The sequence below is a fragment of the Verminephrobacter aporrectodeae subsp. tuberculatae At4 genome (genome assembly GCF_000193225.1).
GTDB lineage: Bacteria > Pseudomonadota > Gammaproteobacteria > Burkholderiales > Burkholderiaceae_C > Acidovorax > Acidovorax aporrectodeae.
On sequence record NZ_AFAL01000068.1, the window covers coordinates 1 to 14,881 of the forward strand.

The window sequence follows — 14,881 nt, forward strand, 5'->3', positions numbered from 1 at the left end:
GCACGGGAACGCCGTGTTTCCTCGCGAGGTCGCGGATCGCGAAGGCGACGAGGTCCGTCCCGCGCGCGATGAGCTGGGGGGCGTGCATGCTCCTTTCGTCGTACACGAGCGCGACGGCGTAGTGCGTCGGGTTCATGAGCACGAAGTCGGCCCGGGGAACGGCGCTGACGCTCGCGCGCTCGGCGATTTCGCGCTGGCGCTGGCGAATCCGCAGCCGGGTGTGGGGATTGCCGTCCGACTCCTTGTGCTCCTGCTTGATCTCCTCGTGCGACATCCGCAGGCGCGCCTTGAAGAAATGGGCCTGAACCGGAATGTCGAGCAGCGCGGCCAGGGCCAGCACCAGCCACAGCAGGCCCATCCCCGACGCCAGCCAGGCGGCCAACTGCCCGATGGCCAGTGGCGAGGGCTGGAGCAGCAGCGGCGCCACCGTCTCCAGGCTGCTGTCCAGGAAGCGCCAGGCGACAGTGCCGAGGATCGCCGTCAACAGCACCATCCGGGCGGCGTTGGCCAGCTGCTGCCAGGAGAAAAGATGCGCCAGCGCGGCGACCGGGTCGAGCCGGCTGAACTGGGGCATGAGCGGCTTCGTGCTCAGAACCCAGCCACCGGATCCGAGCGCGCCGACCAGCGCCGCTGCGCCGGTGCATGCGGCAAACAGCGTGCTCGCCGCCAGACTCGGCAGCAGCATGCCCGGCAGGCGCTCGAGCATGCTGCCGGGCGCCATGACGGTGGCGGCGTCGAACGCCAGCTGCCGGCCCATGGCCTGCTGCAGGTGCTCCATCAGCTGCGCGGCGATCAGCAGCATGCACACGCCCCCCGCCCCGAGGATGCTCAGATCGCAGAGGTCGCGCGAGCGCGCTGCCTGGCCGTCGGCGCGCGCTTTCTGAAGCTTGCGTTCCGACGCAGGCAGGCTTTTGTCCTGGCTCGATGGCATGGCGCAATGGTGGCTGGTAGCCGGCCATTGTTGTGCGTGGCGCGCCAAGCCAAAGCCGGATAAAGGGGGCGTGGCGCCTTCTTTTGCTTGGCCGCAGCGCGGCGGCGGGCGCGTTGCGCTCGGCGCGAAATGGATGGCGCAGGGGGCTGTTCAGCTTTTCGAAGATCTTGTTGCATAGAATGAATGGACCTTCAAAGAGGGATCTCCCGGAAACACCCATTCAGTTATCCATGGTGCTGCGTGTCCCCCGCGCCCCATGAAACTGGGGGGCCCCAAAATAGCGCATGCAGAGAAACACCATCCCTTCACTCCGCCAACCCCTGCTGCTGTGGATGCCGCTCATCGCCGCGATCACGGCCGCAGGCTGCGCAGCGGGGCCACCGCATCCATCCTCCGGCGCAGCGCGCACCCCGGCGCAGTCCACGGGCGCCGCGCAGGCAGACGGTGCGGCGCCCGCCGATGAGGCAGGATTCGCCGCGTGGCTGGCCGAGCTCTCGCCCCAGGCGCTGGCCGCGGGCATCCGGCCAGACAGCGTGCGCCAGGTGCTTGGCAGGGCGCGGCTGCTGCCGCGGGTGCTGCAACTCGAGTACAACCAGCCCGAATTCAGCCGCCCGCCCTGGACCTACCTGGACGGCGCGGTCTCCGCTCCGCGCATCGCGCAAGGCCAGGTCCAGCGCGCCAAGCACCGGGACGCTCTGGACGCCGCCGCCGCGCGCTACGGCGTCCCGGCCCCGGTGCTCACGGCCATCTGGGGAATGGAGAGCGACTACGGCCGCTACCTCGGCACCTTTCGCACGGTGGACGCGCTGGCCACGCTGGCTTACGCGGGGCGGCGCCGCGACTGGGCGCGCACAGAGCTGCTGGCTGCGCTGCGCATCATCGACCAGGGTGACATCGCAGCCGAGGCCATGCTCGGCTCCTGGGCTGGAGCCATGGGCCACACGCAGTTTCTGCCCTCGGTGTATCTGGCGCAGGCGGTGGACGCCGACGGCGACGGACGGCGCGACATCTGGGGCAGCATCCCCGACGTGGCGGCCTCCACTGCCCGGTTCCTGGCCGACGTGGGTTGGCAAACGCAGGAGCCCTGGGGCTGCGAAATCCGCCTGCCCGATGGTTTCGATCACGCGCGCGCCGAGTCCGACGTCCGCCAGAGCGCGGAGCAATGGGCGGCAGAGGGGCTGCGCGGGGTCGATGGCCAGGCGCTGCCGGCGCTGGCCTCGGCCGCGGTGATTGAGCCCGCCGGCGCACGTGGCCCGGCGTTTCTCGTGGGGCAGAACTTCCGCAGCCTGCTGCGCTACAACAACTCGACGCATTACGCGCTCGCCGTGGCCCTGCTCGCCCAGCGCATCGACGCGGGCCCGGGCGTCGTTGCCGACTGGCCGCGCGACCTGCAGCCGCTCTCGCGGGGGCAGATGCAGCAACTTCAGACGATCTTGAACGCGCAGGGTTACGACAGCGGAGCCTCGGACGGCGTGTACGGCCCGGCCACCCGCGCGGGTCTGCGCCGCTATCAGCAGAGCCGGGGCCAGGTGCCGGACGGCTACCCCACGCTGGAGTTGCTCCAAAGCCTGCAAAGCTCCCCGGGCGGGTAGCCCCGGCGCACGCAAGGAGCAACGCACAAGATGCAGGTATGTGTACTGGGCGCGGGAATCGTCGGTCTGGCCGCCGCATACGAACTCCAGCTGCGCGGGATGCAGGTCACCGTGATCGACAGGGCGCAGCCCGGCGCCGGCGCGAGCAGCGGCAACGGTGCCCAGCTGAGTTACAGCTACGTGCAGCCGCTCGCGGACGCGGGCATTTGGCGACAACTGCCCCGGCTCCTGCTCTCGCCGCACTCGGCGTTCCGGCTGCGCCCGCAATGGGACTGGCAGCAATGGCGCTGGGGCCTGGAGTTTCTGCGCGCCTGCAACCGGCACACGTCCGAGCGCAGCAGCCAGTATCTGCTGGCGCTGGCTGCGCTCAGCCGCCAGCGGCTCGAAGCCATGCTGCAGGCCGAACGGCTCGACTGCGACTTTTCGCGCACCGGCAAACTGGTGCTCTACGACACGCCCGCGGGCCTGGCCGCGGCCCGGCGGCAAATGCAGTTGCAGCAGACCTGGGGCTGCAAGCAGCAGGCCGTATCCGCCGAGCGCTGCCTGGAGATTGAGCCCGCGCTGCAACACTGCCAGCGCCACATCGAAGGCGCCATCTACACCCCCGACGAATGCGCGGCCGACTGCCTGCGGGTCTGCCAGGGCCTGCAGGCGCTGCTCGCCGAGCGCGGCGTGCGCTTTCTGCTCGGCACCACGGTGCAGGGTTTCGAGCGGCAGGGGGCGCGCATCAGCGCCGTGAAGACGGACGCGGGCGCGGTGCCGGCGCAGCAGTTCGTGCTCTCCCTGGGCAGCGCGAGCCACGCGCTGGCGCGCACGCTGGGCCTGCGCCTGCCCGTCTACCCGCTCAAGGGCTACAGCATCACGCTCGATACCGCAGCGGCTGCAACGCCGCGCGTGAACGTGACCGACGCGGCGCGCAAGGTGGTCTTTGCACGCCTCGGCCGCCGCCTGCGGGTCGCAGGCATGGCCGAACTCGTGGGGCACGACGCGCGCATTCCGCCCGCGCGCATCCAAAGCCTGTGCCGCGCCACCCGCGCGCTCTTCCCGGGTTGCAGCGACTTTGCCGAATTGCGCCCCTGGAGCGGCCTGCGCCCCGCAACGCCGACCGGGCTTCCCGTTGTCGGGCGACGGTCGGATGCGCCCGAGAACCTGCTGCTCAACACCGGCCACGGCGCGCTGGGTTTTACGCTGGCGTTCGGTACGGCGGCGCAGCTGGTTGAACTGCTGGCGCCGGTCTAAGTCGTTGGCAGCGCTGAGAGTCAAGAAAATCACCAACCATCTGGACAAACTCATCTAAGATCAGATAGTTACAGTGGCATCCTGCCAGCATCCTTTTGACACCGCTCGGTAGGCTCCCCATCGTCTTCCCGCATACCAACAGATTGCCTGCGGACAAGCCTTTGCAAGGTAGCCCAGCGCCCGTTTGACACGTTCCACACAAAACGAAATAAATCCCATGAAACCCTCCACCCTTCACTCTCTAATTATTGCGCGCACGCTTCACGATGAAGCTCGTCGACTCATTGCTCCCGGGGACCGACATATGTCGTCAGCAGGTTTGATTCTGCTGCAAGACGTGCTTGAGCTGGTGTTTTTATCCATGTTGATGGAGATGGAACAGGATGCTGGTGAGTTGAAAAAGCTTGAGTCCATGAGATTCGATGAACTTATCAAGGCGCTCAAGAAAATAGTACCTGAAATTGATTCTGTAATAATTACGGTACTAAACAAACAGCGCGTTATCGCCAAACACTATGGACAACCTGTGGACCCAGCCGCTGTTCAGACCTACTTGGATTTCGTAGATTCCACTGTCGAAAAGATTGTCGAAAAAGTTCTCCATCGGGAGTATCGAGAGATATTTTTATCGGATCTTCTGAAGGAGAGTGATGCACAGGCATTCCTCTCTGATGCTGCATTACAGCTCGATCAGGGGAATTTCTTTGAAACACTACTCTTGGTACGCAAAGCGATTTTTGTCGAAATTGAGATTGAATACTGTGTTCATGAGTGGTCTGATATAGATTCGAATGAGCAGGTCGGGTTATTTTCGGCTGCTCGACGGGGGGGATCCAAGGCTCCGTACCGGACGCGGAATAGGGAATGGATACAGAAGAATGTTACCACGCCATTTGAGTATATTCAAATAGATTATGATAATCTTCGAATCGATGCAATGGAGTGGGGAGTTAATACTGCGGAATTGGACAATCTTCTTCGCCTTACTCCAAATGTATTTCGTTCCAATAAAGATGCGCAATGGCACGTCCAGCGCGATCTCTTAACTGATGATATCAATGCCAAAAATTCACGCTATTGTCTAGACCGTGCCATCTCAGTCTTGCTTCAAAAGCAGCAACACAGTATTGCGCATCGTCGGTCCAATGAAAATATAGATTACAAGGAATTTGTATCCCCTCCTTCTGCCTATCTTGGCGCAATGGTATTCCCTAAAGCACGCCAAGAGCCTTCTGAATCTATTCATATAATCACAGATCAGTATCGATACAGTTTCTTGGCGTGGGGATCTGGATTTAATCCAGAGGAGAACTACTACACTATCATAGGTCTTCCGCTACCGACAGAAGGAAGAAAATTTGGGGATTTTAGTCTTAGTCGTATGGTACAAGGCTTCTTGCTTGACCAAGGGGATGGCAAACTGACCAATGACTAGGCAATCTGTCGCATTCTCCCGAGTATTCTGTCTTGGCTCGCACGCGGGACTTCATATCGCAACCCTGATACCAGTCTGTTGCCATTTGGTACCACGACCTTTGCCGGTGGGGCAATCAGCCCTTCAGCCGTCACCGACAAACTCCATCGGAGCACCGCGCTGAACGCTGCCCGTAGCGCACCAAGCATACCAACCCCATGCTTGCGAACGGGTCCAGATTTGCCTTGCGCCTTGATGCGCTGCGGGTTGAGTTCTTGCCCCTCATCCAGTAGGGCGCAGTAGCGTTTTATCTTGACATGCGCCCACCCCCGCGCCTTTACCTCTACTTGGCAATCCCCAGAAAGATGGCCAGGCTGCGCTCGACGGCCACCATGGTATGCACGTCGATGCGCCCGATGGCCGGCCCCACCCCGTCGCGCTTCACGGTGAGCATTTTGTCCACCATGATCTGCGCAGGCTGCCGCAGGCCACTGCCAGCGCCGGGCGCAACAGTGATACGCAGCAACGGCGCATCGACCAGCGTGCTGGTGACCGGCAGCACCGTCACCGTGGGGTGCTCGCCAAACAAATCGGCCTGAATCACCAACGCGGGCCGGGGCTGGCCCAAGTCGCCCGGCATGGCAACGGTCACGATGTCGCCGCGCATCATGGCGTCCAGGCACCCATGCCTGCCAGGGCCGGATCCATGGACTGCTGCGGATCCGCGCCGGCCAGGTCCGCTGCGGCAACCAGGCGGCTCTGGCGGCGGCATTCCTCTGCAAAGTTCGGTCGCCGCGTATCCGATACCCAAATTTGCACCGGGCGAAGCCCGGCCACGCGCAGCGCGTCACGGTGCTTTTTCACCCGCGCATTGACGAGCGTGTTGACCATATGGAACCTCCTCTTGATTCGTTGCATGCATGCCATGTAGTTGTGTCCACCGTCACCCGCGCCGGGCCACAGCCAGCGCGGCAAGGCTTCAGGGTGCTCGCGGTTTTGCTCCGTTGGGCGGTTTGCAGCCCTCCATGCCGCGCGCCAGCGCAACGGCATCCCGGAGATTCAGGCGCAGCATGGCCAATCCGCCAACGTACCCGCCGATGGCGCTTGTTGCACGCTGCTCGATGGCGTCGGCAGTGGTCAGACCAAGGCCCACCAGTGCGGCAATATCCTCTTTGTCGTTGTCTGCAAAACGGGCAATTTTGCTGACAGCCAGATCAACAGGGGAGAGCACGTGCAGCTTTATTTGTTCCAGCCCCCAATCCAGCGCAATGGCATCGCCGAGATAATCCTCGTGCATCAACGCAAAAGTCGGGTTGTAGTTGGTGTCGAAATAAATCGGCACAGGCCTTCCATCTTCCAGCGCAACCTCCACGATGAGGTCACCGGGGATCAAGACACGGCTGCCAAATTCGGCATCGACATCGGTCGTGACACGGCTGCCCGTGTAGAGATGCACGGCCATGCCTCCCGCCAAATAGACGTTCATGGGCCTGCTGAGCGAGAGGCGTTCTGCCAGTTGCTCGAATAACTCGCGCAAGCCATTGGCCAGCGCCGTTTGGGTATGGAACAGGAAGTTGCTTGGCATGGCTTGAATGCCGGCTGACGTGGAATACCTGCGTGCCACCTCCGACACTCCCTGTTCCAGGAGCCGAGGTCCGCGGCGCGCTGGAGAACCGAGTTCGAGAGCCAGCATGCTGCGCAAGCGCGGCAGATGGGACACCCAGCCCTTTCTGACGAGCGCGTCCGGAGCCATTGGCCCGTCGTCCGGGTGGTCGGTGAAATACTGCGCGCTGGCAGACGCCAACCTTCGGGATTCGCAGGGAAACTGGAACTGAATGAGCATGGCGGCCAATCGGAACACATGGGCTTCGCGCAGGTCGTTGGCTATTGGCGGCGCTTGCCGTGCGACGCTGGCGCAGCGGGACAGCAGCGCGGCTTCCATCTCTCTGGCGGACGCCGGTTCGGGCCTGCTGCCATGCGGCTCCCCGGGGCTCCGGGGCGCCTGCCTTGCCCGCAGCGCATGGGCCAGCCCATCTTTCTGGGCAGGGTCGGGTTCGCCGGGGGCCAGGAGTTTCTGCATGGGAGCGGCAATTATCGCCCCGGAGGCTGCCGTGTAAACGTTTCTCCCATGTGCGTTTCTCCTATGTGGAGCCGGCCGGGACATGGGCGCACAATGGCCACCATCCACTCGGCACGTTCCTGGCGGGCGCCGCACGGAACACCGCGCACCCGCAGTCTCAAACCCTTTTCGATGGTGTGCACCGAGGGTGCTGCCCCGCGGGTCGTCTCCCCGGCCTGCGGTTCCCTCCCTTTTTTCAAGGACTTGATCACCATGCCGGCTTCTGTCTTTCGATGCATCCCTCCCCGCAGCACGGGCCTGTCGGGTATTACCGCGTTGGCCACGCTGTCCACCCTGGTGGCCTGTGGTGGCATTGGCCCGGGAACCCCGGTCGCCACGTCCGAGCCCCCCGGGCAGTACCTGCCACCGGAGCCGCCTTCGGGCTACACGTCCAAGGCGATCAGCTACGCCAACAAGGACATGGTGGCCGCGGCGAATCCGCTGGCCGTCAGGGCCGGGGTGGACATCCTGGCCCAGGGCGGATCCGCCATCGACGCCGCGATTGCGTTGCAGATGGTGCTGAACCTGGTGGAGCCGCAGTCCTCCGGAATCGGTGGCGGCGCCTTCGTGCTTTACTTTGACAAGGGCGCCAACAAGCTTCTGGCGTACGACGGCCGCGAAACGGCGCCCGGGAGCGCCAGCCCCGACCTGTTCACCGGATCCGACGGCAAGCCCCTGGGCTTTCTGGCAGCCGTCGATGGGGGCCTGTCGGTGGGCACGCCGGGCGTGCTGCGCATGCTCGAAGCCGCGCACAGGGCGCATGGCAAGCTGCCGTGGAAGGCGCTGTTCGAGCCCGCCATCCAACTCAGCGAAAACGGCTTTGCGATCTCGCAGCGCATGAGCCTGTCGATCGCCGAGGCGGCCGCGCGCATCAAGGCCCAGGGCGAGCCCGGCGCCAGCTACTTCCTGAATGCCGACGGCACGGCCAAGGCCGCAGGGAGCATCCTGAAAAACCCCGAACTCGCGGCCACGCTCAGGGCCGTCGCCGCCGGTGGCGCTGACGCGTTCTACCAGGGCGACATCGCCCGGGACATCGTGGCCAAGGTCCGCAACCACCCGAGCAACCCCGGCAAGCTCTCGCTGGACGACCTGAGCGGCTACACCTACAAAGTGCGCGAGCCCCTGTGCAGCGTCTACCGGGTGCAGTACCGCGTGTGCGGTATGCCGGCGCCCAGTTCGGGCGGCATCACCGTGCTGCAAACGCTGGGCATGTTGCAGCGTTTTGACCTGACCGCCATGCAGCCCAACACGTTGGACACGGTGCACGCCGTGTCCGAGGCGTACCGCCTGGCGTACGCGGACCGCGCGCTGTACGTGGCCGACCCCGACTTCGTGAGCGTGCCGCAGGCCGGCCTGATCGACGCCGATTACCTCAGGGAACGGGCCCGGTTGATCAGCATGCAAAAAACCATGGGCACGCCCGTGGCGGGAACGCCGCCCGGCGTGCAGGGTGCCAAGGGGCAGGACAACGCGCCGGCGCTGCCATCGACGAGCCACCTGTCCATCATCGACAGCGCAGGCAATGCGGTGTCCATGACGAGCAGCATCGAAAACGGCTTCGGCAGCCTGCAAATGGTGCGCGGCTTTCTGCTGAACAACCAGCTCACCGACTTCTCGTTCAGCGCCACGGACGCTGCAGGCAAGCCCATCGCCAACCGGGTGCAGGCCGGCAAGCGCCCGCGCAGCTCGATGGCGCCCACGATCATCTTCAACGCGAGCACCGGGGACCTGGAGGGGGTGATCGGCTCGCCCGGCGGCAGCGCCATCATCCAGTACACCACCAAGAGCATCCTGGGCATGGTGGACTGGGGCCTGAACGTTCAGCAGGCGATCAACCTGCCGAATTTCGGCGCGCAGACCAATGCGACCACCTCGATCGAAAAGGGCTCGCTCATCGACACCGCGGCCATCCGCGACGGCCTCAAGGCGCGCGGCCACACCGTGGCGCAGACGGTCTTCACCAGCGGGCTGCACGGCGCCGTGTTCAACGGCCTGCGCGCGAATGGCACGGCGGGCTTGCTGGCGCGCAACCCGGGCGCGGGCGCCTATGCCGGTGGCGCCGACCCGCGCCGCGAGGGCAGCGCCCAGGGCAACCCCTGAGTCTTGGCAAGGCGCATCAGGCGGCGGCCCCGGCGACCGCCCCGAGCGCTGCATTGAACGTCTGGCTGGGGCGCATCACGGCGTCGAGCTTGGCGGCGTCGGGCAGGTAGTAGCCGCCGATGTCCGCAGGCTGGCCCTGCACCGCGGCGAGTTCGGCGACGATGGTCTGCTCGTTGTCGCCCAACTGCCTGGCCAGCGGGGCGAACAGCCGCGCCAGCCCCGCGTCGTCCGCCTGCGCAGCCAGTTCCTGCGCCCAGTACAGGGCCAGGTAGAACTGGCTGCCGCGGTTGTCGAGCTCACCGGTCTTGGGCGAGGGGTTGCGGTTGTTGTCCAGCAGCTTGCCCGTGGCGGCGTCCAGCGTCCTGGCCAGCACCTTTGCCCGGACGTTGTCGGTCTTGCGCCCCAGGTCCTCCAGCGAAACGGCGAGCGCCAGGAACTCGCCCAGCGAGTCCCAGCGCAGGTGGTTTTCCTCGACCAGTTGCAGCACGTGCTTGGGGGCCGATCCGCCGGCGCCGGTCTCGTACATGCCGCCGCCGGCCATCAGCGGAACGATGGAGAGCATCTTCGCGGAGGTGCCCAGTTCCATGATCGGGAACAGGTCGGTCAGGTAGTCGCGCAGGATGTTGCCCGTGGCGCTGATGGTGTCCTGCCCGCGGATCACGCGCTCGAGCGTGTAGCGCATGGCGCGCACCTGGCTCATGATCTGTATGTCCAGACCGGTGGTGTTGTGCTCGTGCAGGTACATCCGGACCTTGGTGATCAGCTGCGCCTCGTGCGGCCGGTAGGCGTCGAGCCAGAACACCACCGGCATTCCCGAGTTGCGCGCGCGTGTCACGGCCAGTTTCACCCAGTCGCGGATCGCCGCGTCCTTGACCTGGCACATGCGCCAGATGTCCCCGGCCTCCACGTTCTGGCTCAGCAGCACCTCGCCCGTTTCCAGGTCGGTGATGTTCGCCACGCCGTCTTCGGGGATTTCAAAGGTCTTGTCGTGCGAGCCGTATTCCTCGGCCTGCTGCGCCATCAGGCCCACGTTGGGCACCGTTCCCATGGTCTTCGGGTCGAAGGCGCCGTGCCATTTGCAGAAGTTGATGATCTCCTGGTAGATGCGCGCAAAGGTCGATTCGGGCATCACGGCTTTCACGTCCTTGAGCCGGCCGTCTGCCCCCCACATCTTGCCGCCGTTGCGGATCATCGCGGGCATCGATGCGTCCACGATGATGTCGTTGGGCGAATGGAAGTTGGTGATGCCCTTCGCGGAATCGACCATCGCCAGCTCGGGGCGGTGCTCGTGGCAGGCGTGCAGGTCGCGCTTGATCTCGTCCCGCATGCTCTGCGGCAGGGTGGAGATTTTGTCGTACAGGTTGGCCATGCCGTTGTTCACGTTCACGCCCAGTTCCTCGAACAGCCCGGCGTGTTTCTCAAAGGCTTCCTGGTAGAAGATCTTCACGCAGTGGCCGAACACGATCGGGTGCGAGACCTTCATCATGGTCGCTTTGACGTGCAGCGAGAACATCACGCCGGTCTGGCGCGCGTCTTCGATTTCCTTTTCGTAGAAGGCCAGCAGCGCCTTCTTGCTCATGAACATGCTGTCCACGACCTCGCGGTCGAGCAGCGACACCCGGGGCTTGAGCACGATGGTCTTGCCGCTGCGGGTGAGCAGTTCCATCCGGACGTCGCGCGCCTTGTCCAGCGTGATCGACTTTTCGCCATGGTAGAAGTCGCCATGGTGCATGTGCGAGACGTGCGTGCGCGACGCCTGGCTCCACTCGGCCATCGCGTGCGGGTTCTTGCGTGCGTACTCCTTGACCGCCTTGGGCGCGCGGCGGTCCGAGTTGCCCTCGCGCAGCACGGGGTTCACCGCGCTGCCGGTGCATTTCGCGTAGCGCGCGCGAATCGATTTTTCTTCCTCGGTCCGGGGGGCTTCGGGGTAGTCGGGCAGCGCGTAGCCCTTGTCTTGCAGTTCCTTGATGCAAGCGATCAACTGGCCCACCGAGGCGCTGATGTTGGGCAGCTTGATGATGTTCGCGTCCGCCTGCAACGTCTTCCGGCCCAACTCGGCCAGGGCGTTGGGCACCCGCTGCTCCGCGCTCAGCGCTTCGGGGAACTCGCCAAGCACCCTGGCCGCCACGGAGATATCGCTCTCGATCACATCAATGCCCGCCGGCGCCGTGAACGCGCGAACGATGGGCAGGAAGGACGCCGTCGCCAAGCGGGGCGCCTCGTCGGTCAGGGTGTAGATGATGCTCGGTTGCCGGGTCGTCGTCATGGCTTGTCTCATGGAACAGTGTGCTGCGGTGGCGGGCAAACGCCCGGGGCGGATCATAGCGGGGCGCAAGCGGGCGGCATCGGTTTCTTGTAAGGAGTGTGCCGCCTGAAATCCGTTCGTCTGCCTGGATTGCTGCCATCCAGAGGAGGTCTCAGCACTTCGGTCCAAATACGGATTTCGGTGCACAACCAAAGAAACGCGAGAAGGCAGCGCTAAAGTTGCCGGGATGCTCATAGCCGACCGAATACGCCGCCTCGGCCACTTGGCAACCAGTTTCCAGCAGTTGCCAAGCCTTCTTCATCTTCACTTCCAGCAATAGACGATGCGGGCTGGTGTTGAAACGGTGACGGAAGCCCTCCCGCAGCTTGCATTCATTGAGGCCGACGGCGGCTGCGAGTTCGGAGACCGTCAGACGCTGGTCCGTTGGCGACTCCAGAATCGATCTGGCTGCATCGAGTTTCTCGATATCCCGTTGGCAATAACGCGGCATGCGCTTTGGCAGCTGCAAATGGCGCAGCTGCTCGGCCAGCAGGTTGAGGGCGTGAATATGGGTTTGCAACTTGTCCGGTGATTCGTTCTGCGTTTCCCTCAGCAGGGCGTTGGCGTGCGCCTGGCTGACTCCGGTCGTCGGATGATGGGCCAACTGCTCCACGCCGCCTTTCCCTCCGAGCAGCAGTTTGCGGGCCGTTTCGCTCCCCAGGTAGTAGTCCAGCGTCTCCGCTCCGATCAGCAGGCGCAACTGCTCCACCCCGCAATGGCCCCGGTAGTGGCGTTCGCCCTGGATGCAGCGGAAGGTCGATACGGTCGTGTACCCCCTGCGGAAGCACAGTTCCTTGCCGCAGCGGCTGCGATACGCCGATTCTCCGGCCAGCCCCAGCGTGATCGCGAGGACCGGCTGTTCCTGTTGCTTGACGCTGTCTTCCACCAGGTCCTTGCGGGGCTGGTAGCGCGTTTGCAGAAGACTGAAATCCGGTCCGATCCAAAGGCTGTCAGTCAGGCATTCGCCGAACTCATCGGGCAGCTGTTGCCGCACCCAACCGTGTCGTCGCGTTTCCTGACGCCTCGGTATTTCGAGTGAGACCCGGTATGGCATATGACCTCCTTGTGCGTCCGTGCATCCAGTCCGGCTGCACGGATTGCATACGAAAAGCATGGGTTTGGATACGAATGAGCATGAGAATTGTTTCTGATGCGAAATATTATTGGGCCCTCGAACATTTGTCGTCAACCCTGCGGGAAGTCGGCCTGCGCCTGATTTACCGCCCATGAGGATATGGAAATGAACCTCGATACGATCCATCCCTTGCAGGGATGCTGGGATCTTGCCCTGGCCTCGGTCAAGGCCCACGCCCTTGATGCGGCAATCCAACGGGGAATCTTCGGGTTCTTGAAGAATCCGGCGACGGCCGAAGCGCTGGCGGAGTTTGGCCGCCTGGACCCGGTGAATACCGGCCACCTGCTCGATCTGTTGTGGAGCATGGGGGTGCTCACGCGCCGCGCCGGGGTTGGACGGGCGTGGGTGTACGGCGTCGATCCGAAACTCGCTGCCTTCCTGGTGCCGGGGGAGGAGGGGTATTGCGGCGATGCCCTGGCCCATCGTCTGCGGTCCTTGCGCCAGTTTGGCGCCCAACTACCCAACTTGCTCGGGACGGGGGCCCATGCGCCGCAAGCGCCGCAGGCGGCGGGCTGGGCGCAGGCGGCAGAGGTGCAGATTGGCCAGGAGCAGGGCGCGGTCACCGCGGCGGCGGCGCTGGCCTGTGTCGGCCGCCTGCAGGGGTTGGGCGGCGCGCGCCGTTTTCTTGACCTGGGAGGCGGCCCGGGCAAGGTGGCCGTCGCCTTGGCGGGGGCCCATCCGCAGTGGCAGGGCGTGGTCTTCGACCTGCCGGAAACGGCAGGGGTGGCGCAGCGCATCATTCTTCGGGCCGGCCTTGGGCAGCGCCTGGAAAGCCGGGGTGGCGACATCGGGCGGGACCGGATTGGCGCAGGCTACGACCTCGTCTGGTGTTCGTCGGTGCTGCACTTTCTGCCGGAGTGGCCGGGGGTGATCGCCAAAATTCGGGATGCGTTGGTACCGGGTGGCTACTTCGTCAGCGTGCATGCCGAACTGCCATCGGAGCGGGAAGCAGCGGCCCGGGTCCTGCCCTACTACCTGCCCCTGTTGATGCGCGGGCGGCGGGTTTGGCCGCAAGGCGCCATGGTCGATCGGATGCGGGAGCTTGGCTTTGAATCGATCACCTCCGCCGCGCTGTCCTACTTCCCGTTGGCGCCGGCACAGGTGGTGATCGGACGAAGGCAAGTCCCCCGGACCGGCCGTCAGGCCGAATGCGCGAAACGCAGCATCAGCGTCATGGGATGCAGCGGCGATGCTTGAAAGCCATAGTGCCCATAGAACTGTTTTGCCCGATCGTTCAAGGCATGGACCAACAGGGCGCGGACCCCGGCGTTCTGTGCGACGGCCAGCGTGCGCGCCACGGCATCTCGAAGCAAAGCGGCTCCCAGCTGGATGCCATGGACGCGCTGATCGACAGCGAGTCTGGTCAGAACCATGACCGGGACAGGGCCCCCCATGTTGCGTCGAACGGCGCTGGTGGCTTCCAAGTGCGAGACAGCGCCTGCGGCCAAGGCGTAGTAGCCGAGAACGCGGCCGCTCGCATCAGCCACGACGAAAGTACGGCTGGCCCCTCTCTGGTGGTTGCTCAGCGCGCGGCGCTTGAGCCAATCGTCGAGTGTGGCTTCACCGCATTCGAACTGACTGAGTTGGTGCGTCCCTGCCAGCGGTTGCGGGGAGGAAAGCGGCACGCTCATGCCGGGTCAGTGTCCCACGGAGCCTGGACGGCCATCAGTCGCTCAAGGCCGGGATTGGCGCTTGGCGGCGCATCGAGCATGGCCGAGAACTGCTGGAACCGATCACCATCCAGCCCGAAAAAAACCTGGTCGAGCGCAACCGTCTGCGCGCGCTCACAGGCGGCCTCCAGCATGAAATCAGACCGGCTCTTGCCCAGCAGGCTGGCGGCATGGTCAATCAAGTCGCGCTGCTCGGGCAGGGCGCGCAGGTTGATGGCAGCGTCGCGCATGGCACCTCCAAAAACGAATACACCGCGCAGCTTACATGGCCGTATATCTTTTGTCAACACGCGAGAAAGGAGGCAATCATTTAGCCGACCAGTGAACCGGGCGAGGAAGCAGGAAATCAGCTTGATGAAACGTAACTACTCAGCCC

General features: G+C 64.3%; 13 protein-coding genes. 5 read left to right on the forward strand and 8 right to left on the reverse strand.

The genetic code is table 11. The features are described 5' to 3' along the window. A partial coding sequence (locus VTU_RS0102850) for an EscU/YscU/HrcU family type III secretion system export apparatus switch protein (protein ID WP_010100556.1) occupies positions 1 to 931 on the reverse strand: 931 nt, incomplete at its 3' end. Between the two features lie 284 nt (positions 932 to 1,215). Here VTU_RS0102850 and VTU_RS0102855 point away from each other — a divergent pair. From VTU_RS0102855 to VTU_RS32425, 3 genes are all read left to right on the forward strand, one after another. Beyond that, positions 1,216 to 2,523, forward strand: a complete 1,308-nt coding sequence (locus VTU_RS0102855; RefSeq protein ID WP_010100557.1) for a lytic murein transglycosylase — start codon at positions 1,216 to 1,218, stop codon at positions 2,521 to 2,523. A 30-nt stretch (positions 2,524 to 2,553) separates the two neighbouring features. Continuing rightward, entirely contained in the window at positions 2,554 to 3,762 is a 1,209-nt protein-coding gene (locus VTU_RS0102860; protein ID WP_010100558.1) for a D-amino acid dehydrogenase, read from the forward strand. Positions 3,763 to 3,979: 217 nt separating this feature from the next. Continuing rightward, on the forward strand, positions 3,980 to 5,197 hold the full coding sequence (locus tag VTU_RS32425; protein ID WP_138927774.1) for a hypothetical protein: 1,218 nt from the start codon (positions 3,980 to 3,982) through the stop codon (positions 5,195 to 5,197). A 322-nt stretch (positions 5,198 to 5,519) separates the two neighbouring features. Here VTU_RS32425 and VTU_RS0102875 read toward each other — a convergent pair whose 3' ends face one another. From VTU_RS0102875 to VTU_RS34625, 3 genes are read right to left on the reverse strand one after another with little or no spacing between them, the layout of a single operon-like run. After that, complete coding sequence (locus tag VTU_RS0102875) at positions 5,520 to 5,846, reverse strand: type II toxin-antitoxin system PemK/MazF family toxin (RefSeq protein WP_010100564.1); 327 nt, start codon at positions 5,844 to 5,846, stop codon at positions 5,520 to 5,522. Beyond that, positions 5,843 to 6,151 (reverse strand): antitoxin MazE family protein, encoded by a 309-nt coding sequence (locus VTU_RS0102880; protein WP_236610618.1) that lies wholly within the window; start codon positions 6,149 to 6,151, stop codon positions 5,843 to 5,845. Before VTU_RS0102880 ends, VTU_RS0102875 begins: the two co-directional genes overlap by 4 nt. Before the next feature lie 4 nt (positions 6,152 to 6,155). Then, on the reverse strand, positions 6,156 to 7,118 hold the full coding sequence (locus VTU_RS34625; RefSeq protein WP_010100568.1) for a DUF6036 family nucleotidyltransferase: 963 nt from the start codon (positions 7,116 to 7,118) through the stop codon (positions 6,156 to 6,158). Between the two features lie 390 nt (positions 7,119 to 7,508). Between VTU_RS34625 and ggt the strand changes: the two genes are divergently transcribed. After that, the gene (ggt, locus tag VTU_RS0102895) at positions 7,509 to 9,395 is read left to right on the forward strand and encodes a gamma-glutamyltransferase (RefSeq protein ID WP_029554047.1); all 1,887 of its coding nucleotides are present in this window, start codon (positions 7,509 to 7,511) and stop codon (positions 9,393 to 9,395) included. Positions 9,396 to 9,411: 16 nt separating this feature from the next. On the opposite strand, the gene VTU_RS0102900 is transcribed toward ggt, so the two are convergent. Continuing rightward, the gene (locus VTU_RS0102900; RefSeq protein WP_010100571.1) at positions 9,412 to 11,661 is read right to left on the reverse strand and encodes an NADP-dependent isocitrate dehydrogenase; all 2,250 of its coding nucleotides are present in this window, start codon (positions 11,659 to 11,661) and stop codon (positions 9,412 to 9,414) included. Between the two features lie 151 nt (positions 11,662 to 11,812). Then, the gene (locus tag VTU_RS0102905; RefSeq protein WP_029554048.1) at positions 11,813 to 12,754 is read right to left on the reverse strand and encodes a helix-turn-helix domain-containing protein; all 942 of its coding nucleotides are present in this window, start codon (positions 12,752 to 12,754) and stop codon (positions 11,813 to 11,815) included. A 180-nt stretch (positions 12,755 to 12,934) separates the two neighbouring features. On the opposite strand from VTU_RS0102905, the gene VTU_RS25445 reads away from it, so the two are divergent. Continuing rightward, positions 12,935 to 14,032, forward strand: coding sequence for a class I SAM-dependent methyltransferase (locus tag VTU_RS25445; protein WP_010100573.1), 1,098 nt, complete (start codon positions 12,935 to 12,937; stop codon positions 14,030 to 14,032). Here the strand turns inward: VTU_RS25445 and VTU_RS31100 are convergent. Together VTU_RS31100 and VTU_RS0102915 are read right to left on the reverse strand one after the other, a co-directional pair. Then, positions 13,975 to 14,466 (reverse strand): GNAT family N-acetyltransferase, encoded by a 492-nt coding sequence (locus tag VTU_RS31100; protein WP_010100574.1) that lies wholly within the window; start codon positions 14,464 to 14,466, stop codon positions 13,975 to 13,977. The genes VTU_RS25445 and VTU_RS31100 overlap by 58 nt on opposite strands. Then, on the reverse strand, positions 14,463 to 14,735 hold the full coding sequence (locus VTU_RS0102915; RefSeq protein WP_010100575.1) for a type II toxin-antitoxin system TacA family antitoxin: 273 nt from the start codon (positions 14,733 to 14,735) through the stop codon (positions 14,463 to 14,465). Before VTU_RS0102915 ends, VTU_RS31100 begins: the two co-directional genes overlap by 4 nt. Positions 14,736 to 14,881: the final 146 nt, after the last annotated feature.

Coding starts and splice junctions, on each gene's coding strand:
- VTU_RS0102905 (WP_029554048.1), bottom strand. CDS start 12,754: ATGCCATACCGGGTCTCACTCGAAATACCGAGGCGTCAGGAAACGCGA.
- ggt (WP_029554047.1), top strand. CDS start 7,509: ATGCCGGCTTCTGTCTTTCGATGCATCCCTCCCCGCAGCACGGGCCTG.
- VTU_RS0102875 (WP_010100564.1), bottom strand. CDS start 5,846: ATGATGCGCGGCGACATCGTGACCGTTGCCATGCCGGGCGACTTGGGC.
- VTU_RS0102860 (WP_010100558.1), top strand. CDS start 2,554: ATGCAGGTATGTGTACTGGGCGCGGGAATCGTCGGTCTGGCCGCCGCA.
- VTU_RS0102915 (WP_010100575.1), bottom strand. CDS start 14,735: ATGCGCGACGCTGCCATCAACCTGCGCGCCCTGCCCGAGCAGCGCGAC.
- VTU_RS0102900 (WP_010100571.1), bottom strand. CDS start 11,661: ATGACGACGACCCGGCAACCGAGCATCATCTACACCCTGACCGACGAG.
- VTU_RS31100 (WP_010100574.1), bottom strand. CDS start 14,466: ATGAGCGTGCCGCTTTCCTCCCCGCAACCGCTGGCAGGGACGCACCAA.
- VTU_RS0102855 (WP_010100557.1), top strand. CDS start 1,216: ATGCAGAGAAACACCATCCCTTCACTCCGCCAACCCCTGCTGCTGTGG.
- VTU_RS25445 (WP_010100573.1), top strand. CDS start 12,935: ATGGAAATGAACCTCGATACGATCCATCCCTTGCAGGGATGCTGGGAT.
- VTU_RS32425 (WP_138927774.1), top strand. CDS start 3,980: ATGAAACCCTCCACCCTTCACTCTCTAATTATTGCGCGCACGCTTCAC.
- VTU_RS34625 (WP_010100568.1), bottom strand. CDS start 7,118: ATGGAAGCCGCGCTGCTGTCCCGCTGCGCCAGCGTCGCACGGCAAGCG.